Origin of the sequence: Kineococcus rhizosphaerae (genome assembly GCF_003002055.1) — a bacterium.
Lineage (GTDB): Bacteria > Actinomycetota > Actinomycetes > Actinomycetales > Kineococcaceae > Kineococcus > Kineococcus rhizosphaerae.
In genome coordinates this window covers 50317-69783 of record NZ_PVZF01000016.1, presented here as the reverse complement: position 1 = coordinate 69783, position 19467 = coordinate 50317, and the positions used below count along the sequence as shown (strand labels likewise).

General features: G+C 73.6%; 19 protein-coding genes. 15 read left to right on the top strand and 4 right to left on the bottom strand.

What is annotated here, in order from left to right:
- Positions 1–23 precede the first annotated feature (23 nt).
- Together CLV37_RS23965 and CLV37_RS23960 are read right to left on the bottom strand one after the other, a co-directional pair.
- Positions 24–770, bottom strand: coding sequence for a helix-turn-helix domain-containing protein (locus CLV37_RS23965; RefSeq protein ID WP_211298912.1), 747 nt, complete (start codon positions 768–770; stop codon positions 24–26).
- A complete protein-coding gene (locus CLV37_RS23960) occupies positions 767–1840 on the bottom strand; it encodes a ketopantoate reductase family protein (protein ID WP_211298911.1) in 1074 nt (357 codons plus the stop codon). Before CLV37_RS23960 ends, CLV37_RS23965 begins: the two co-directional genes overlap by 4 nt.
- Before the next feature lie 210 nt (positions 1841–2050).
- Here CLV37_RS23960 and CLV37_RS23955 point away from each other — a divergent pair, with 210 nt between their 5' ends.
- The 15 genes from CLV37_RS23955 to CLV37_RS23885 all read left to right on the top strand — a co-directional run bounded on the left by CLV37_RS23955 (position 2051) and on the right by CLV37_RS23885 (position 18218).
- Positions 2051–2836 (top strand): SDR family NAD(P)-dependent oxidoreductase, encoded by a 786-nt coding sequence (locus CLV37_RS23955; protein ID WP_106215254.1) that lies wholly within the window; start codon positions 2051–2053, stop codon positions 2834–2836.
- Positions 2837–2897: 61 nt separating this feature from the next.
- Positions 2898–3692, top strand: a complete 795-nt coding sequence (locus tag CLV37_RS23950) for an SDR family NAD(P)-dependent oxidoreductase (RefSeq protein WP_106215253.1) — start codon at positions 2898–2900, stop codon at positions 3690–3692.
- Positions 3693–3749: 57 nt separating this feature from the next.
- Positions 3750–4811, top strand: a complete 1062-nt coding sequence (locus CLV37_RS23945; RefSeq protein ID WP_106215252.1) for a 2,3-butanediol dehydrogenase — start codon at positions 3750–3752, stop codon at positions 4809–4811.
- Positions 4812–4855: 44 nt separating this feature from the next.
- Positions 4856–6280 (top strand): M24 family metallopeptidase, encoded by a 1425-nt coding sequence (locus tag CLV37_RS23940; protein WP_106215251.1) that lies wholly within the window; start codon positions 4856–4858, stop codon positions 6278–6280.
- Between the two features lie 27 nt (positions 6281–6307).
- A complete protein-coding gene (gene eboE / locus CLV37_RS23935; RefSeq protein WP_106215250.1) occupies positions 6308–7546 on the top strand; it encodes a metabolite traffic protein EboE in 1239 nt (412 codons plus the stop codon).
- Positions 7543–8331 carry an SDR family NAD(P)-dependent oxidoreductase gene (locus CLV37_RS23930; protein WP_211298910.1) on the top strand — a complete coding sequence of 263 codons (789 nt, stop codon included), beginning with the start codon at positions 7543–7545 and terminating at the stop codon, positions 8329–8331. The genes eboE and CLV37_RS23930 overlap by 4 nt, the downstream gene beginning before the upstream one ends.
- 82 nt (positions 8332–8413) lie before the next feature.
- The gene (locus CLV37_RS23925) at positions 8414–9391 is read left to right on the top strand and encodes a zinc-dependent alcohol dehydrogenase (protein ID WP_106215249.1); all 978 of its coding nucleotides are present in this window, start codon (positions 8414–8416) and stop codon (positions 9389–9391) included.
- Positions 9388–10494 carry a zinc-dependent alcohol dehydrogenase gene (locus CLV37_RS23920; RefSeq protein ID WP_211298909.1) on the top strand — a complete coding sequence of 369 codons (1107 nt, stop codon included), beginning with the start codon at positions 9388–9390 and terminating at the stop codon, positions 10492–10494. The genes CLV37_RS23925 and CLV37_RS23920 overlap by 4 nt, the downstream gene beginning before the upstream one ends.
- Positions 10485–11399 carry an NAD(P)-dependent oxidoreductase gene (locus CLV37_RS23915; protein WP_106215248.1) on the top strand — a complete coding sequence of 305 codons (915 nt, stop codon included), beginning with the start codon at positions 10485–10487 and terminating at the stop codon, positions 11397–11399. Before CLV37_RS23920 ends, CLV37_RS23915 begins: the two co-directional genes overlap by 10 nt.
- Before the next feature lie 61 nt (positions 11400–11460).
- The gene (locus CLV37_RS23910; protein ID WP_211298908.1) at positions 11461–12561 is read left to right on the top strand and encodes an ABC transporter permease; all 1101 of its coding nucleotides are present in this window, start codon (positions 11461–11463) and stop codon (positions 12559–12561) included.
- A 68-nt stretch (positions 12562–12629) separates the two neighbouring features.
- On the top strand, positions 12630–15146 hold the full coding sequence (locus CLV37_RS23905; protein ID WP_106215318.1) for an ATP-binding cassette domain-containing protein: 2517 nt from the start codon (positions 12630–12632) through the stop codon (positions 15144–15146).
- A complete protein-coding gene (locus tag CLV37_RS23900) occupies positions 15143–15901 on the top strand; it encodes an SDR family NAD(P)-dependent oxidoreductase (RefSeq protein WP_106215247.1) in 759 nt (252 codons plus the stop codon). The genes CLV37_RS23905 and CLV37_RS23900 overlap by 4 nt, the downstream gene beginning before the upstream one ends.
- Positions 15902–15960: 59 nt before the next feature.
- Positions 15961–17094: a substrate-binding domain-containing protein gene (locus CLV37_RS23895; protein WP_106215246.1), complete on the top strand. Its 1134-nt coding sequence runs from the start codon at positions 15961–15963 to the stop codon at positions 17092–17094.
- Between the two features lie 73 nt (positions 17095–17167).
- The gene (locus CLV37_RS23890; protein WP_106215245.1) at positions 17168–17668 is read left to right on the top strand and encodes a hypothetical protein; all 501 of its coding nucleotides are present in this window, start codon (positions 17168–17170) and stop codon (positions 17666–17668) included.
- Between the two features lie 52 nt (positions 17669–17720).
- Complete coding sequence (locus CLV37_RS23885; protein WP_106215244.1) at positions 17721–18218, top strand: hypothetical protein; 498 nt, start codon at positions 17721–17723, stop codon at positions 18216–18218.
- Between the two features lie 11 nt (positions 18219–18229).
- On the opposite strand, the gene CLV37_RS23880 is transcribed toward CLV37_RS23885, so the two are convergent.
- The gene (locus CLV37_RS23880) at positions 18230–18694 is read right to left on the bottom strand and encodes a hypothetical protein (protein ID WP_106215243.1); all 465 of its coding nucleotides are present in this window, start codon (positions 18692–18694) and stop codon (positions 18230–18232) included.
- A complete protein-coding gene (locus CLV37_RS23875) occupies positions 18691–19308 on the bottom strand; it encodes an RNA polymerase sigma factor (RefSeq protein WP_245885772.1) in 618 nt (205 codons plus the stop codon). The genes CLV37_RS23880 and CLV37_RS23875 overlap by 4 nt, the downstream gene beginning before the upstream one ends.
- Between the last annotated feature and the right edge of the window lie 159 nt (positions 19309–19467).

Genomic DNA, 19467 nt, shown 5'->3' with positions numbered 1-19467 from the left:
CCGGCCCCCTCCGTGCACCCGTGTCAGCGCTCCGGGGCGAGACCGAGCGCCTGCAACGCCTCCGGCGTCAGGGCACCGGTCCGGCGACCCAGGACGAACCACACCCCCCGCGCGGGCCGGTCCGTCTCGTTGCGGTACAGGTGCGGCCGCGAGGAGTCGAACGAGAACGAGTCACCGGGGTGGATCACGTGCCGGGTGAACTCCAGCTGCAGCGTGAGCTCGCCCTCCAGCAGGTAGGCGTACTCGACGCCGGTGTGCTGGCTGAGCTTCCCGCTGGAGGAGGAGCTGCCGCCCGGCTGGTACGTCACGAGGAGGCTGTCGACCAGCGAACCGGACGAGTCGGCCAGCTTCTCCCAGACGACCCCGGACTCCAGCTCCAGCGTGGGACGCAGCCCCGGACGCATGACGGTGTCCCAGTGCGGCCGGTCGTGCTGGTCCAGGTCCGCGACGGCCCGCGTGAACTCCGAGCCCGCGCCGGGGAGCGCGGGGCCGGCGGTGTCCTGCGCGGCCGGCGCCGCAGCGGCCCCGGCCGCGCGTCCGCCGGAGTGCCCGTCGGAGTGCGGCGGCGGGTCCACGAGCACCTCGTCGAGCGAGAGACCCAGCACGTTGACGAGCGCGTAGAGCGTGGTGACCGACGGCTGGGACTTGCCGGTCTCGATCTGCGAGAGCAGGCTGGCCGACACCCCGGTCCGGGCGCCGAGTTCGCGCAGGCTCCAGCCCATCGCCGTCCGGTGCGCGCGGATGGCCTCGGCGACGCGGTCGAAGGTCACCGCTCACCGCCCACGGACGCCGGGCGCGGGCAGCCGGCCAGGTCGAGCAGCGGCCCGAGGTTCTCCGGGCCGCGGGCCCGTTCGCCCGCCTCGACCCGGTGGGCCAGCTCGACCACCGCCGCGTTGACGGGAGCCGCGCGCCCGTGCGCGCGCAGGACGTCCACGACGTGCCCGTTGATCTGGTCGACCTCGCACCGGCGACCGCGGCGCCAGTCCTGCAGGACCGTCGACAGGGTCGTGGGACGGACGTAGTCCGCCAGCAGCTTGTCCACCAGGCTCCGCACGTAGTCCTCCGGTCCTGCGCCCTCGACGTCCTCGTCAGGATCGTCCAGACCGAAGATACCGACCAGTCGGTGACCGTCGGCGCGGCACGCGGCGACGGCCTCCAGACCCGCGCGGACCATGAGTTCGGGCATCCCGGGTCGGCGTGCCGCGTCGGCGATCGACAGGTCCAGCAGGGCCGAGGGCACGAGTTCGGCCGCGTTCAGCACCAGTTTCATCCACTTCGCCGAGAGGATCTCCCGGGAGACCTGCACGGTGCCGGAGTGCTGCAGCAGTTCCGCGACCTGCTGCTCACGCCCGCGGGCGGCGTCGTCGACCGCGCCGACGGCGAACCACGAGCGTTCGCGCGGGGAGTGGCGCTCGACCACGCCGGGGGTGAACAGCGTCGAGGAGATCTCCAGGACCGCCCCCATCGTCCGGTGGGGCCCGACGACGTCGGACACGTCGGCCGTCGTCATCCCGTTCTGCAGCGCGACGACGATCGCGTCGTCGGCCAGCACGTTGCGGACGAGTTCGACGCCCCAGCGGGTGTCGTAGGCCTTCAGGACGACGAGGACCACGTCGAAGCGGTCCCGCATCCCGGCCACGTCGCACAGGTGGTGGGCGCGCACCGGGACGACCGTCGAACCCTGGCCGTCGTCGATCGTGATGCCGTTGCGCTGCATGGCCTCCACGTGCGCCGGCCACTGGTCGATCAGCGTGACGTCGCGCCCGGCCAGCGTCAGGTCGGCCGCCACCGCGGCTCCGTTGGCGCCCGTGCCGAGCACGGCGATCCTGGTCCTGTCCACCACAGTGCCTCCCGTGCGGTCGGGTGCGCCGCGTCGCGCACCGGGGATCCACGCTAGCCCGCCACGTCGGTTCTTGTCGCGTGACAGTGAACAAAAGATCGGCCCGATCGTCGTCTTGACAGCGCGCTCCGGCATGGCGTTCAGTGACGGTGAACACCAGACGTCGACGGCGCAGAGGCCGACGGCGGAACTCGACGAAGAGGAGCAGGTGTGTCCGAGCAGTGGGGTCGTGGGCAGGTCGCCCTCGTGACGGGAGCCGCCGGCGGCATCGGCCGGGCCACCGCGCAACGTCTCGCCGACGCGGGTTCCGACCTCGTCCTGGTCGACGTGGTCGAGGCGGTGCACGAGGTCGCCGCGGACCTGCGGGAACGGACCGGGCTGCAGGTCAGCGGACACCGCACCGACCTGGCCGACCCCGACGCCGTGGCGGGTCTCGCCGACGACGTGCGTCGCGAGCGCGGCCGGCTGGACTCCCTGCTGCTCGTGGCCGGGACGGTCCAGACGGCCGCGGGCATCGGCGACCTCAGCCCGCAGGAGTGGGACCGGGTGCTCCGCAACAACCTCACCGTGCCCTACCTCGTCGCGCACTCCTTCGCCGACCTGCTGTCCGCCGACGGCGGGGGGACGCTGACGGCGGTCTCGTCGTGGTGGGGTCGTTCCGGCCACGCCTACTTCGCGGCCTACTGCGCGGCGAAGGCCGGACTGGTCGTCCTCGTCCAGTCGCTGGCCGCGGAACTGGCGCCCGCCGTGCGCTGCAACACGGTCTGCCCGGGCAACATCGACACCTCGATGCACCGCGACGCGCTCGCCTCGGAGGCCGCGGCCCGCGGGATCGACGTCGAGCAGGTGCGCGTCGAGGAGTGGGCCAAGATCCCCCTGCAGGTGGCCGGTGCGCCGCACGTCATCGCCGACGCCCTCTGCTTCCTGGCCTCGCCGCGGGCCGAGTACGTCACCGGCGCCTCCCTCGACGTCAACGGCGGCGTCGTCTTCCACTGAGTCCCTCTGAGCACCCCCGCGGACCGCTCTCCCCGCTCGACGACAGACCGGAGTCCCGACGATGACCGAAACCCTCGCGACCACACCCTCCCTGCAGGGTCGCACCGCGGTCGTGACCGGCGCCGGCAGCGGCCTCGGCCGCGCCACGACGCTGGCGCTGCACGCAGCGGGTGCGAACGTGCTCGCCGTCGACGTGGACGCGGCCGCCGCACGACGCACCGCGGGGGAGGCGGGGACCGGCGCGGCACGCGTCGAGCCGTTCGCGGCGGACGTCACCGACGCCGACCAGGTCGCCGCCTACGTGGAGCGGGTGCAGGAGGTCTTCGGGGCCCCCACGCTCTTCTTCAACAACGCCGGGGTCGAAGGGGCGCACACCACCTTGGCGGAGACGTCCCTGGAGTCCTGGTACTCCGTGGTGGACGTCAACCTCCACGGGGTGTTCCTCGGCCTGCGGGCCGTGCTGCCCGTGATGGCGGCCGCCGGCGGCGGAGCCGTCGTGAACACGGGTTCCCTGCTGAGCCTCAAGGGCGCACCGGCGCGGGCGGACTACGTGGCGACCAAGCACGCCGTCCTGGGCCTGACCCGCGTCGCGGCCGCCGAGGGTGCCGCTGCGGGCGTGCGGGTCAACTGCATCTGCCCGGGCCCGGTCGACACGCCGTTGATGAGCCGTTCCGAGCACCTGGTCAACCCCGACGACCCGGAGTTCGAACGACGTCGTTTCCTCCAGGGAACCCCCCTGGGCCGCTACGGGACCCCCGACGAGATCGCGCGGCTCGTGCTCTTCCTGCTCTCCCCGGGCGTCGACTACCTCACGGGCGCCGCGATCTCCGTGGACGGTGGTATCACCGCCGTGTGAGGGCGCGGACCGCGCCCGCCCGCCGCCCGACGAGCCCGACCCGAAGGAGAACGACCCGTGAAAGCCGCCGTCTTCCACGCCGCCCACGACCTGCGCGTGCAGGAGGTCCCCGAACCCGGCGCCGTCGGTCCCACCGGGGTCCGGCTGCGCCCCATCGTGTGCGGGATCTGCGGCACCGACCTGCACGAGTTCGCCGCCGGTCCCATCGTGACGCCGGCGCAGCCGCACCCCTTGAACGGTTCCGTGCTGCCCCAGGTCATGGGGCACGAGTTCTCGGCCGAGGTCCTCGAGACGGGACCGGAGGTGACGTCCGTCCGGGCCGGGGACCGGGTGGTCGTCATGCCCCTGGTGACCTGCGGCCGGTGCTACTTCTGCCGGCGGGGCCTGAACCACCTCTGCGTCGTCATGGCGTGCGTGGGCCTGAGCTACGACGGTGGTGGACTGGCCGAGCAGATCGTCGTGCCGGAACACCTGGTGACGCGCCTGCCGGACGAGGTCAGCGACGTCCAGGGCGCGCTGGTCGAACCCGCAGCCGTCGCCGCCTACGGGGTCGACCGCGCCGGGACGGTCCCCGGTGACACGGTCCTCGTCACCGGGGCCGGGCCGATCGGGGCGCTCGCGGCGCTGTACGCCGCCGCGTCGGGGGCGGCCCGGGTCATCGTCTCCGAACCGAACCCCCGCCGCCGGGCGCTGGCCGAGGCCTTCGGTGTCGCCGAGGTCGTCGACCCGGCCGCCGTGGACCTCACGGACTTCGTGCGTGAGCGCACCGAGGGCCTGGGGGCCGACGTCGCCGTCGAGTGCTCCGGGAGCGAACCGGGTCTGCGCAGCGCCCTGGCGGCCGTCCGGGCGGCCGGGACTGTCGCGCAGACGGGTCTGCACACCCGCCCGGCCAGCATCGACCCCATGGACCTGTCCAACCGCGACCTCACGCTGGTCGGCACCTGGTGCTACCCCGTGAACGACTTCGGCCGGGTCCTGCGCCTGATCGCCGGGGGCACCTTCCCCGTGGAGAAGGTCCTGTCCGACGTCGTCACCATCGACGACGTCGTCTCCCAGGGCTTCGAACGGCTCCTGGACCCCGCGTCCGACGCCCAGAAGGTCCTCGTGCGCGTCCCCTGACCGGGCCGCACCCCTCAGACGAACCCTTCGACAAGGAGAAACCCGTGGCCATCGCGACCTTCGGCCAGTCGGCCGTGGACTGGGAACAGCGCCTCGACCTGGACCGGCTGCGGACCGAACGGCTGGCCCGCCTGCGCGCGGAGCTGGAACGCTCCGACCTCGGTGCCGTCCTGGCGTTCGACTTCACGAACATCCGGTACATGACCGCCACCCACATCGGCACCTGGGCCGTGGACAAGCTCATCCGGTTCTCCCTGCTCACCCGGACCGGCGAACCGGTCGTGTGGGACTTCGGCTCGGCCGCCCGGCACCACCAGATGTACAGCCCCTGGCTGGACTCCCCGGCCGTGGGCAGCGACGACCCGCACGCCCCCCACCACGGGGCGACGGCGGCCGGTGCCGCCGCGGGGACCGCGCCGGGGACGGTCAGCCGCTCGAGGGCGGGGATCTCCACGTTGCGCGGGGCCATCGCCCCGGAGGCGGGCATCGCCGAGGAGGTGGCCCGCAAGGTCCGCGAGGAGCTCGACGCCGCCGGCGTCCTGGGCGAACCGCTGGGGGTCGACGTCGTCGAGATGCCGGTGCTGCTGGCCCTGCAGGCGGCGGGCGTGCAGGTCGTCGACGGGCAGCAGGTCTTCCTCGAGGCCAGGCGCATCAAGACGCGCGACGAGATCGGACTGCTCACCCAGGCCGCGTCGATGGTCGACGCCGCCTACGACGACCTCTACCGGTTCCTGCGCCCGGGAGTGCGGGAGAACGAGTGCGTCGGCCTGGTCAGCAAGACGCTGTACGACCTGGGGTCGGAGTTCGTCGAGGGGGTCAACGCGATCTCCGGGGAACGGTGCTCGCCGCACCCGCACGTTTACTCCGACCGCCTCATCCGGCCCGGCGATCCGGCGTTCTTCGACATCCTGCACTCCTACATGGGGTACCGGACCTGCTACTACCGCACGTTCGCGGTCGGCAGCGCCTCGCGCGCGCAGCAGGACGCCTACGTCCGGGCCCGTGAGTACATGGACCACTCCATCTCCCTGGTGCGCCCCGGCGCGACCACCGCGGACGTCGTGAGCGTGTGGCCGACCGCGCAGGAGTTCGGGTTCCCCGACGAGGAGGCCGCCTTCGCCCTGCAGTACGGGCACGGCGTGGGGCTGTCGATCTGGGAGAAACCCATCTTCAGCCGCCTCGTCTCCCTCGACCACCCCGAGGTCCTCCAGGAGGGGATGGTCTTCGCGCTGGAGACCTACTGGCCCTCGGCCGACGGCCTGGGCGCGGCGCGCATCGAGGAGGAGGTCGTCGTCACCGCCGACGGGTGCGAGGTCATCACCAAGTTCCCGGCCGAGGAACTCCTCGTCGCCGGGCCGCGCTACCACACGGTCGGCGGAACCCTGCCGACCCGCCGCGAACCCCAGTCGCACCTCAACACCGCCGCCGGTTCCGGGGCGTCGCGCAACGGTGCGGTGACTCCGGCATGACGACCACCGACCACGAGGAGGACGACCGTGCGACTGCCTGACGCCCTCGGCGACCTGACGTACTCGACCCTGGTCCACGCGGGCGACACCTGGCCCGAGATGCGCGAGAGCCTGGAGACCTTCGTGCCGCAGGTGAAGGCCCGGGTGAGCCCGGACCGGCCCTTCGGCGTCTCCCTGCGCATCTCGGGCGACTCGGCGCGGACCCTGTCCGAGGACGCGGCCGAACGCCGCCGGTTGAAGGAGTGGCTGGACGCCCAGGGCCTGTACGTGTACACGGTCAACGCCTTCCCCCAGGGGGCGTTCAAGAACCGCGTCGTCATGGAGGACGTCTACGAACCGGACTGGTCCACCGACGCCCGTGCCGAGTACACCTGCCGGGTGGCCGACGTCCTGGCGGAGATCACCCCCGACGGCGTCGTGCCCAGCATCCAGACCATGCCGCTGGCCTACAAACCCAAGGTGACGTCCGAGGAGTACGTCCAGGCCTTCACCCGGAACGTGCTGGACGTCGCGGCCCACCTGGTCGACCTGGAACGCCGCACGGGGCGCCGCGTGGTCCTGGCGATCGAGCCGGAGCCCTTCTGCTACCTGGAGACGATCGCCGAGACCGTCGAGTACTTCGACACCCGCCTGTTCAGCGGCGCGGCCTCCCGGCACCTCGCCCGCCGAGCGGGTCTGCCGCTGTCCGAGGCACCGGCCGCCCTGCGGCGGCACCTGGGGATCGTGCTCGACATGGGGCACCAGTGCGTGGAGTTCGACGACCTCACGGCCTCGCTGGACCTGCTGGCCGACCACGGGGTGCCGATCTTCAAGCTCCAGGCGGCCGCGGCCCTGTGGGTGCCGACGGTGGGCGAGCGGGAGGTGGCCGAACTGGAGCGCTTCACCGACACCATCTACCTGAGCCAGACCACCCAGCGCGCCCAGGACGGCACCCTGCAGCGGTTCCTGAACCTCTCCGACGCCATCGCCGCCTGGCGGGCCGACCCGCGCGACGACGTCGAGTGGCGCACCCACTTCCACGTCCCGGTGTTCATGGACGCCATCGGCCCCTTCCGCACGACGCGGCCGATGATCGAGGACGCGTTGCGCGCGCACGTCGCGACGCGGCAGTCCGCGCACCTGGAGATCGAGACGTACACGTGGGACGTCCTGCCGGCCCACCTCAAGACGGGTGACGTCGTCGACTACGTGAGCCGCGAGCTCGAGTTCGTCCGCGACGTCGTGACCCGGGGAGCCGGGTCCCCGCAGGAGGGTGGTCGGGCGTGACGGGGCGGCTCGAGGGCAAGGTCGTCGCCGTGACCGGCGCCGGGAGCGGGATGGGCCGGGCGTTCGCCGTGGCCCTGGCCCGCGAGGGTGCCGCCGTCGGGGTGATCGACCTGGACGCGGACGCCGCGGCCGGCACCGCCCGGATGGTCGCCGCCGCCGGGGGACGTGCCCTGGCGGCGACCGCCGACGTGAGCCTGCGCGCGCAGGTCGTGGAGGCGCTGGACGGCCTGGTCGCCGAGTTCGGCGGTCTGGACGTCGTTTTCAACAACGCCGGGTTCAACCGTCCCATGCGCCTGCTGGACGTCACCGAGGAGAACTGGCGGTCCATCATGGACGTCAACGCCCTGGGGTGCCTCATCGGGATCCAGGAGGCCGCGCGCCTCATGATCGCCGCGGGCCGCGGCGGCAAGATCGTCAACACCGCCTCGATCGCCGGGCGCCAGGGGTACCCGGACTTCGCCCCGTACAGCGCCAGCAAGGCGGCCGTCATCTCCCTCACGCAGGCGGCGGCGCGCGGTCTGGCCGAGCACGACATCACGTGCAACGCCTTCGCCCCCGGGGTCGTGGGCACCCCCCTGTGGGACCGCCTGGACCGGGACCTGCTCGACCTGGGGGTCTCGGAACGGCCGGGTCAGGCGATGGCGGACTTCGGGTCCGACATCCTGCGCGGACGGGTCGCCACCGCCGAGGACATCACGGGGACCGCCGTCTACCTGGCGTCGGCGGACTCCGACTACCTGACCGGTCAGGTCATCATGATCGACGGGGGCATGGTCCTCGTCTGAGGACGCCCCCCGATCCCGCACGCCGGCGGTGCAGCCGGTTCCGCGTCGGGCACCGTCCCGCCCGCAGCCGTTGGAGGAGAACGTGAAAGCTCTGCAGTTCACCGGGGACGCGAACCGTCGCGTCGTGGACCTCGACACCCCGCGGCCGGCGGCCGACGAGGTGCTCGTCGCCGCGCGGTCGGTGGGCATCTGCCACTCGGACGTCGAACTGCTCGAGGGCCGCTACATCATCCCCTTCGAGTACCCGGTCGTGCCGGGGCACGAGTGGGCGGGTGAGGTCGTCGCCCGGGGCGAGGACGTCACGGAGTTCGCCGTGGGCGACCGGGTCATCGGCGAGTGCGTGATCGGCACCGACCACTTCGGGTTCTCCATCAGCGGGGCCGCCGCGGAGTTCTTCCTCGCGAAACCCTCGTGGTTGCACCGTGTCCCGGACACCATGACGAGCACGCAGGCCGCGCTCGTCGAACCCTTCAGCTGCGGCTACTACGCCGTCACCCAGGCCGGTGACGTGGACGCGAGCGACACCGTCGTCGTCCTGGGGGCCGGGCCCATCGGTCTGGGGGTCGTCGCCGCCGCCGCCGGTCGCGGCGCCCGGGTCGTCGTCGTGGACCGCAACGAGGACCGGCTCGCCCTCGCCGGGAAGCTCGGGGCGGACGAGGGACTGACCCCGGGGGACGACCTCGAGGACCGGGTCCGCGCGAGCACCTCCGGACGGGGCGCCGACGTCGTCGTCGAGGCGAGCGGGTCGACCGCCGCCATGGCCTCGGCCCTGCGCCTGGCCGGGTTCCGCGCCCGGCTGGTGAACGTGGGTATCGACGTCGGGGGGACGGCCAGCGCCGAACTCGGGCTCATCCAGGCCAAGGAACTCACCATCCGCGGCACGATCGGTTCGCCCGGGGTGTGGGCGCGGACCCTGCGCTTCCTGGAGCGGACCCGGATCGACCTGTCCCCCCTGGTGACGGCGAGCTTCCCGCTGGCCCGCGCCGAGGAGGCCGTCGACCTGGTCCACCGGGGGACCGGGCAGGTCAAGGTCCACCTCACGAGCGAGGCCACGCTGTGAGCGCCGCGACGGTCCCCGCGGCGGCGCCCGCACGGGACGTCCCCGAGCGCATGCGCGCCGCCGTGATGCACGGCCGCGGCGACGTGCGCGTCGAGGAGCGCCCGGTCCCCGCCCCGCGCGACGGCGAGGTGCTGCTGCGGGTCACCCGGGCGGGCATCTGCGGCACGGACGCGGGGGAGTTCACCCACGGCCCGAGCATGTTCCCGGTCGAGCGCCGGCACCCCGTCACCGGTCACCTGGGTCCCATGGTCATCGGGCACGAGTTCATCGGTGAGGCGGTCGCCGCCGGCCCCGGCGCGGAGAACTTCGTGGGCCGCAGGTTCGCCAGCGGGGCCGGGGTGTGGTGCGGGACGTGCGCGTGGTGCCGGGCCGGTCGCACGAACCTCTGCGAGCGCTACTGGACCGCCGGCCTCAGCGCCGACGGCGGACTCGCGGGTTTCGTCACCGTCCCGGCGGCGACGCTCGTCGAGATCCCCGGCGCCGAGCACGACGACGCCATGGGACTGGCCCAGCCGCTGGCCGTCGGGCTCCACGCCGCACGACGCTCCGGGGCCGGGGCAGGTGACGTCGTGGTGCTGGTGGGAGCCGGGGCCATCGGCTCGTTCATCCTCTGCGGGCTGGCCGGGTCGGCCGAGCGCGTCATCGCCCTCGACGTGGACGCCCACCGGCTGGCGACGGCGCGCGAACTGGGCGCCACCGAGACCCACGACGTCCGCAGCACCGACCCCGTCGAACTCGTCCGCGAAGTGACCGGCGGCGTGGGCGCGTCGGTGACCATCGAGGCGACGGGCCGCGACGGCTCCTCTCAGCGGGCGCTGGACATGACCCGCCGCGGTGGGCGCGTGCTGTTCGTCGGCCTGCCGCACACCCCTCAGGCCCTGGACCTGGCCCCGACCATCCTGCGCGAGGTCGACATCACGACCACCCTGGCGCACGTCTGCGCCGAGGACCTGCCCCGGGCCGTGGACCTGTTGCGCGACGGGCGGATCGCGAACCTCCTGCTCGGTGACGTGATCGGGCTCGACGACCTGGTGGAGCGGGGCCTGCGGCCGTTGTCGGCGGGCACCGCGCCGGGGAAGGTGCTGGTGGACCCGTGGCGGTGAACCGGATCGCGGTCCTCGGCCTGGGCCGCATGGGCGCCGCGGTGGCCGCCGCGCTCGTCCTCGCCGGCCGCGACGTCGTCGTGTGGAACCGCAGCGAGAGCGGGCACGACCGGCTCGCCGGGGAACTGGACCTGCGGGCCCCGCACCCGCAGCGGGCCACGACGCCCGCGCAGGCCGTGCTCGGGGCCGACCTCGTCCTCACCTCCCTGGCCGACGGCGCGGCGTTGCGGGACGTCCTCACCGGCCCGGACGGTGCCCTGGGCGCCGCCCGGCCGGGGACGGTCGTCGCCGACACCTCGACCGTCGGGGTCGCGACCGCGCGGGACCTGGCGGCCACCGCGGCCGCGGCGGGGATCGTCTACTGCGACGCACCGGTCTCCGGCAGCGTGGCCAGCGTGCGCTCCGCCTCGCTGCTCGTGCTGGCCGGCGGTCCCGAGGACGCCGTCGAGCGGTTGCGCGAGGTGACCCGGCCGTTCGCCGCCGCCGTCGTGCACACCGGGGCGGTGGGCAGCGGGCAGGCCGCGAAGCTCGCCGTGAACGCCGTCGTCTACGGCCTCAACGCGGCCGTGGCCGAAGCGCTCGTCCTGGCCGAACGCGGCGGGGTCCCCCGGGACACCGCGCTGGAGATCTTCACCTCCAGCGCCGTCGCAGCCCCCCTGGTGCGCTACAAGCGGGCGGCCTTCGCCGACCTCGACGCCGAACCGGTCGCCATGTCGGTCGACCTCATGCGCAAGGACCTGCGCCTGATCGCCGAGCAGGCCGAACTCACCGGCTCGTCCCTGCCGCTGACCGAACGGGTCCTCTCCGTCGCCGACGAGGTGTCCTCGGCCGGTCGCGGATCCTCCGACATGGCCGCCGTCGCGGCGCACCTGCGGGACCGGGCCGGGGCCGAACCTCCCCGCTGACCCCGCAGGACACCGCCGTCCGCGCGAAGAGCCCGCAGCAGAACCTACGAAGGAGTCGGTCGTGCAAGAGCCCGAACGGAAGACGTCACCGCGGGGACCCGCCGGTCCCGCGGGCCTGACCGCCGTCGAACCCGGTGACCGTCCGCCCCGCGCCCCCGGACGGGGCTCGGGCCGAACCCTGGGCCGGCCGTCGCGGGGTCTGACGACCATCGTCGTCGGCACCGTCCTCCTGCTGGCCGTCAGCGCCGTCGCCGCCCCCGAGAGCCTGGGCAGCAGTTCCGTGCGGGGCATGCTCCCGTTCGCCGCGGTGCTGGCCGTCCTGGCCCTGGGCCAGACGCTGGTGGTGCAGCAGGGCGGCATCGACCTGTCGGTGCCGGGTTTCGTCTCCGTGACCGTCGTGGTCGTGACCCACGTCCCGGACGGGGACGACGCCCGTCTCCTGCCGGCCGTGCTGCTGGCCTACGGGATCTGCCTGGTCGCCGGGCTCGTCAACGGGCTCGTCGTGGCCCGGCTCGGGATGTCGGCGATCGTCACCTCCCTGGGCACGAACGCCCTCCTCTACGCGGTCGTGCTCGGGATCTCCGGTGGTTCACCGCGCAACACGACGGGGGCCCTGCGACGACTGGTCGCGAGCTCGACGCTCGGGGTCCCGCACTCCGTCGTCGCCGCCGTGCTGCTCACCGCCGTCGTGGCCGTCCTCGTGAAGAAGAGCGTCGTGGGCCGGCGGTTCGAGGCCGTGGGGGACAACCCCCTCGCCGCCCGGCTGGCCGGGCTGCGGATCCACCGCCACCGCACGTCCGCCTACGTGCTGGCCGCCCTGCTCTACTGCACCGCAGGCGTCCTGCTGGCCGGCATCGTCACCACCCCCAGCGCCTTCCAGGGCGATTCCCTGCTGCTGCCCTCGGTGGCGGCCGTCGTGCTCGGGGGCACGTCGCTGCTGGGCGGCAAGGGCAGCGCCGTCGCCAGCGCCGTCGCGGCCCTGTTCCTCAGCCAGCTCGACCAGTTCGTCCTGACCCTCGGGGTGAGCACCGCCGTGCAGAACATCGTCCAGGCCGTGGCCCTGGCCGTCGGCGTCGCCGTCTACAGCGTGAACTGGCGCGGCGTCCTGGGACGCCTGCCGAGCCGGAACGTCGGCTCGGCGCGCCCGGTCGGTGCCTCGTGAGGTCGCGACCGGACGGGGGAGACGTGAACCCCCACGAGAACACCCCCCACCTCGACCCGGGAGCCGATGTGACCACACCGACCGCCGCGCGCACGGACACCCGTCCCGTGCTGCAGCTCGACGGCGTCTCCAAGCGCTACGGCGCGGTCCAGGCGCTGTCCGACGTCCACCTCACCGTGCGCCCCGGCCGGGTCCACGCCCTGCTCGGGGAGAACGGCGCGGGCAAGTCCACCCTCATGGGGGTGGCCACCGGCGTGACCCAGCCGGACACGGGCGCGATCCTCGTGCAGGGCGAGGACGTCGGCGTCCTCACCCCGGACGCGGCCGGGCGCCGCGGGATCGCCATCGTCCACCAGCACCCTGCGGTGCTGCCCGACCTCACCGTGGCGGAGAACCTGCGCGCCGGGCTGCCGGCCGGTGGCCGGGGACGCGACCTGCGCGGCGTGCTCGACCGGGTGGGGGCGGCCCTCGACCTGGAGGACCGCGTCGACGACCTCAGCGTCGCCCAGAAGCACGTGCTGGAGATCGCCAAGGCCGTCGCGCTCGAACCCGCCGTGCTGATCCTCGACGAACCGACCGCCCCGCTGGGCGGTGACCAGGTCGACGACCTCTTCGACCAGGTCCGCCGGGCCGTCGAGCGGGGCACCGCGGTCGTCTACATCACCCACCGCCTGGCGGAGGTGCGCGAGATCGCGCACGAGGTCACCGTCCTGCGGGACGGCCGGGTCACCGGTCACGCCGAGGTCGCGGACCTGACCGACGACCAGATGCTCCGCATGATCATCGGCCGGGAACTGACGTCCACGTTCCCCGACAAGCTCACGACGTCCGCCGACGCCCCGGTCGTGCTGCAGGTGCGGGGCCTGAGCGGTGCGGGGTTCCACGACGTCGACCTGCAGGCGCGCCGCGGTGAGATCGTCGGCCTGGCCGGCATCGTCGGCAACGGGCAGAGCGAGTTCCTGCGCGCCCTCGGCGGCCTGTCGTCCACGACGGCGGGGACGGTGGAACTGGACGGGGCGGCCCTCAAGGGCAGGTCGCTGGTCGAGCGCACCGCCTACATGCCCGCCGACCGGCACCGCGAGGGCGTCATGCCCAACCTGTCCGTGCGGGAGAACGCCGCCGTGGCCTCCCTGCGCTCGCTCGCGCGACGGGGTTTCGTCGACGCCCGCCGCGAGAACTCCGTGGTGGGCACCGAGTCCGCCAAGCTCGCCCTCAAGACGGCGTCCCTGGAGTCCGGGATCATGTCGCTGTCCGGGGGGAACCAGCAGAAGGTCGTCATGACCCGGGCCCTGCTGTCCTCCCCGAAGATCCTGCTGTCGGACGAGCCGACGCAGGGCGTCGACGTCGGGGCCCGGTCGGAGATCTACACCCTGATGCGGGCCGTCGCGGCGGAGGGGGTCCCCGTCGTGGTGGTCTCCTCCGACGCCAAGGAGCTCGAGGGGCTGTGCGACCGGGTGGTCGTGGTGTCCCGGGGGCGGGTCGTGGCCGAGCTCACCGGCGGCGACGTCACGGAGGAGGCGATCACCGGCGCCGTCGTCGGCGCCGACCACCGCGTGGCCCACGGCGGGGACGCGGCGCAGGTGACGACCGGCACCGGCAGGTCCCGGACCACCGCGGCCGGCCGCTGGTCGCACTTCCTGCGCGGCGACTACGCACCGGCCGTCATCCTCGCCGCCGTCGTCGTCGGTTTCGGCGCGTACGTGTTCAGCCAGAACAGCAGGTACTTGGCGGCGTTCAACATCTCCTCGGTCCTGATCCTGCTCACCGCGCTGGCGTTCATCAGCCTGGGGCAGGGGATCGTCATCATGACGGGAGGCATCGACCTGTCCCTGGGGCCGCTGGCCGGCTTGCTCGTCGTCATCGCGTCGTTCTTCGTCAACGACAACAAGCCGTACGCCCTCGTCTACCTCGCCTTCGGGATCATGCTCGCCGTCGCGGTGGCCTCCGGGGTCGTCAACGGGGTCCTGGTGCGCTACGGCGGGTTCACCCCCGTCGCGGCGTCGCTCACCCTGTACATCGCCCTGCAGGGCGTGTCGCTGCTGCTGCGCCCGTTCCAGGGGGGTTTCATCTCCGCCGCGGTCAGCGACGCGCTCACCACGACCGTCGGGCCCGTCCCGGTGGCCTTCCTCGTCGTCGTCGTCGTCGCGCTCGGCCTCGAGTTCGGGCTGCGCCGCTCGAACTGGGGACGGTCGTTGCGGGCCGTGGGGTCCAGCGAGGAGTCGGCCCGGCGGCTCGGGGTGAAGGTGAACCGGGTCCACGTCCTGGCCTACGTCGGTGCCGCCGTCATGACCTTCTGCGGGGCCCTGCTGCTGATGGCGCAGATCGGGGTCGGGGACCCCACCCAGGGCGTCACCTACACGCTCACCAGCATCACGGCCGTCGTCCTCGGCGGGGCCAGCCTGCTGGGCGGACGGGGTTCGTTCATCGGCACCCTCCTGGGAGCGGTGCTGCTGCAGCAGATCCTCAACGCCACCACGTTCCTGAACCTCTCGCAGACCTACCAGTACGTCTTCCAGGGAGTGCTGATCCTCGTGGCCGCAGCCATCTACACCCGTGCCCGCAGCACCCGGCGGGTGGTCGCGTGAGCGCCCCCGTCGTCCTGGTCACCGGCGCCGCCGGGGGCATCGGCCGGGCCACCGTGCAGGGTTTCGCCGCCGCCGGCTACGACGTCGCCGCGGTCGACGTCCGCCGCGACGACTCCCTCGCCGGACTGGCGCCGGGCCGCCGGGTCGTCCCGTACGCGGTGGACGTCACCGACGACGCCGCGGTCGCGCGCCTGGCCACCGACGTCGAACGGGACTTCGGCCGCCTCGACAGCCTGGCCCTGGTCGCCGGGATCAACCAGGGCGCCGCGCCCGTCGACCAGATGGACCCGGTCGACTTCCGCCGCGTGCTGGACGTGAACCTCGTCGGCCCCTTCCTGCTGTGCCACCACCTGGTGCCCCTGCTCAGGCGGGACGGGGGAGGGACCATCGGAGCGGTCTCCTCCTTCTGGGCCCGCTCCGGGCACGCCTACTTCGGGGCGTACTGCGCCTCCAAGGCCGGACTCCTGCTGCTCGTCCAGTCGCTCGCCGACGAACTGGCACCGGACGTCCGCGTGAACTCGGTGTGCCCCGGGAACATCGACACCCGGATGCACCGCGAGGCCCTGGAGTCCGAAGCGGCCGAGCGGGGCATCAGCGTGCAGGAGATGCAGGACGTCGAGTGGGGGAAGATCCCGCTCAAGGCGGCGGGTTCCCCGCAGGTCATCGCCGACGCCCTGGTGTTCCTCGCCTCCGAACGCGCCGCGTACGTCACCGGAGCGTCCCTCGACGTCAACGGCGGCGTCGTCTTCCACTGACGCACCCGCAGGACCCGGACCGCCCCGCGGTCACCCCGATGAGAAGAGGAGGGACAGCGATGTCCCGACGACGTGCAGGACTCGCCCTGTCCGCAGCCCTGGCCACCGCGGTCCTGGTCTCGGCCGGTTGCGGATCGACCGGTACCGGCAGTTCGGGCGGCGGAGCCGGTACGGCGACGCCGGGACAGGGTGAGTCCCTGGCCGGTGCGCCGGCCTGGTGCGGGAAGAAGAAGATCTCCCTGGCCCTGGCCGACGGTTTCGGCGCCAACAACTGGCAACGCGTGACGCGGGCCGAGGCGGCCGACGAGGCCTCGAAGTGCCCCAGCGTGACGTCGTTCGACTACAGCGACGGGCAGAACAACACCCAGAAGGGCATCTCCGACATCCAGGGTTTCGTGGCCAAGGGGGTCGACGCGCTGGTCGTCTTCCCCCACCAGGGCAAGGCGATGCTCCCGGCGATCCGCAGCGCCTACAAGGCCGGTGTCGTCACCGTCCCCTACCGGGTCAGCCCCGAGGGGACGGCGGGCAAGGACTTCGACGTCTACGTGGACACCGACTTCGCCGAGGCGGGCAAGCTCTGGGGGGACTTCCTCGTCCAGGCCCTGCCCCAGGGCGGGAAGGTGCTGCAACTGGGCGGGCCGGCGGCGAACTCGCAGAGCCTGGCCGAGCACGACGGCATGATGAAGGTCCTGTCCCAGCACCCCGACATCGAGGTCATCGGCCAGGAACCCTACGAGGTCACCGACTGGGACCCGGCCAAGACCCAGCAGGTCGTGACGGCGGCCCTGGCCCGCTACCCGCAGATCGACGCCATCGCCACCGACTTCGGCTCGGCCCTGGCCAGCGCCTTCCCCGCCTTCCAGCAGGCCGGTCGCAAGATCCCCATCATCGCCACCGAGGACTCCAACCAGCTCGCCTGCGACTGGGCGGACGCCAAGGCCGCGAACGAGGAGTTCGGGTTGTTCACCGTGGACTCCCAGAACGGCATGGTGCGGTTGGCCGTCCAGCAGGCGGTCGCGCGCGCGACGGGTGGGGTGGTCCCCGACTCCTCCACCTACCCGCAGGCGGCGTGGGAGAACTCCCTCACGGGCAGCCCCAACCCGGTGCTGTGCGACGAGTCGCTGCCGCCGGACGCCTTCACGTCGGCCGGGCAGACGCTGACCGCCGAGCAGCAGATCGCCGCCCTGAAGTGAGCGGTCGCCCGGTCGCCCGCGGCACGCCGCGGTGACGACCGACGTCGGAGGGGGAGGGGTGAGGCGCACCGGGGTGACCGGCCCCCTCCCGTCCCTGGTCGCGACCGCCCTGCTGTGCTCGGTCGGTGCCGTGGGCGGTTCCTCGGCGCTCGTGGGCCTGAGCGCGTGCCTGTGCGGCGTCCTGGCGGGGTCGGCGGTCGGGCGTGCTCGCGTCGTCCTGCGGGTGGCCGGCGTCGTCCTGTCGGTGGGGACGTTGTCGGTGAGCCTGACCGGGCTGGTCCTGGGGACCGGGCCGGGGTGGGCGGCGCAGTCCCCGCTGACGGCGCTGGTGCTCCCCTCGCTCGCCGCCCTGCTGGCCCTGCACGCGTCGGAACGGTCGGCGGTGGGGCCCGGACGTCCCGGGACGACCGTCGTCCTGGCGTGGGCCGCGACGGTCGGCGCGCTGGTCGCGTTCGGCGTGGGGTCGTGGTGGTGGGTCGACGGGCTGTGCGGGGGTGCCGTGGCGGTGGTGGCCCTGCGGCCCGGTCCACGCCCCGCCTCGAACGACCTCCCGCCCTCCTCGCCGTGGGGGTGAGGCGTCCGGCCCGTGGGTCCTGCGGCCCCGGCCCGGCGCCTACCCTGCCCACGTGGAGGTCGAGGACCGGTCCGAACGCGCCGCGGCCCGCGCGTCGGCGTACCTGTACGGGGACGTCCTCGTGCTGGCGGCGCTCATCGCGCTGGAACCGTCGGACGTCGCGAGCGCCAAGGGTTTGACGTACGTCCTGGGCACGACGGTGTCGACCTTCGTGGCCCACGTCCTGGCCGACGCGGTGGGCGCGAGCACCCGTTCGGGGGGCCGGGTGCCGACGGCGACGCTGCTCCACGAGGTGCGGGACGCGGTCCCGATCGCCTCGGCCGGGCTGGGGCCCGCGGCGCTCATGGTGCTCGCCCTGCTGCACGTGTGGACGCCGACGGTGGCGCTGGAACTCGCCGTCCTCGTCACGGTGCTGCGGCTGGCGGTCCTCGGCTGGGTCGTGGGGCGCTTGCGCGGGGGGCGGCCGTCGCTGCGGACGTTCGTGGCCGGGGTGCTGCTGGCCGTCGCGGGTGCCGGGGCCGCCGTCCTGAAGTGGTGGCTGACGCACTGAGCGCGCCGGGCTCAGGGGCGGCTCCGGCCCGTGGCGTCCACGACGTCGACCACGTGCACGTCGACCCGGACCGGCTGCGTGCCCGGCCGGGGTCCGAGCAGGTCGGCGACGAGCGCGGCACCCACTGCCCGCACCGCCTCGGCCGCCGCGGGGACGAACGTCCCGAAGGTCACCGCGACGTCCACGGCCAGCGCGTCGAGCCGGTCGCCGTCGGTGGCGCACCGGACACCCACCACGGAGACCCCGGCGAGCTGGTCGAGGGCGCCGCGGACGGCGGAGACGACGACGGCACCGGCGAGCAGGAACTCCCCGAGCTCGTGCCGGCCGCGGACCGGGGTGGACGGCTGCTGGGTGCGCCGGACCGCGGCGAGCAGCCCGGAACGCACGCGCGACCACCCGGGGAGCGGTTGCCGCCGCAGGGCTTCGGTGGCGCGTCCCAGCAGTTCCTCGCCGGACCCGGCCGGAGGGTTCGTCACCGCCACTCCTCCAGGCTCCGGGCCAGCGTGGTGCGGGCGCGTTCGAGCAGACCCCGCACGGCCGTCGGGGTGGTGCCGAGCACCTCGGCGATCTCGTCGTAGCCGAGGTCCTCGACCTCGCGCAGGAGCCAGGCGGTGCGCTGCCGCGGGGGCAGCAGGTCCAGGGCCACCTCCAGGGCCTCGCGCAGGGCGCTCTCGACGCCGGACCGTTCCGGGTCGGCGCGCAGGTCGCGCAGGCGGTCCTGGACGTCCTCGAGCTGCACGGGGGGCCGGCTGCCGGAGACGGGCCAGCGGCGCAGGCGGGCGAACGCGGCGTGCCGGGCGAGGGTGAACAGCCAGGTCCGCACGGCGGCCTCGCCGCGGAACGTGGCGAGGCCCCGCCAGGCCGCGAGGAGCGTGTCCTGCAGGCAGTCCTCCGCGTCGCCGCCGCGCAGGAGCGTGCGGCAGTAGCGCAGCAGGGCCGGCCCGTGCCGGTCGACGAGGACCGCGAAGGCCTCGCGGTCCCCCAGCCCCGCCCGGCGGGCGAGGACGGCGTCGCCCGCCCCACCGTCCGCGGTGCCGCCGGCGCCCCTCCCGCCGGCCGCGGTCGGGTCGCAGCCCTCCTCGTCCTCCACGCCGTGCACTCCCGACTCGTCCGGTCCTCGTCCTGGCCCACCCCGGACCCGCCGGGGTCGACCCGACGGGTTCACTGCAGGGAGAGGACCACGGATCCGAACTGGTCGCGAGTTGAATCATTTCGGTGGTGAGCGTCAGAAGGACTGCGGCCCAAGGCA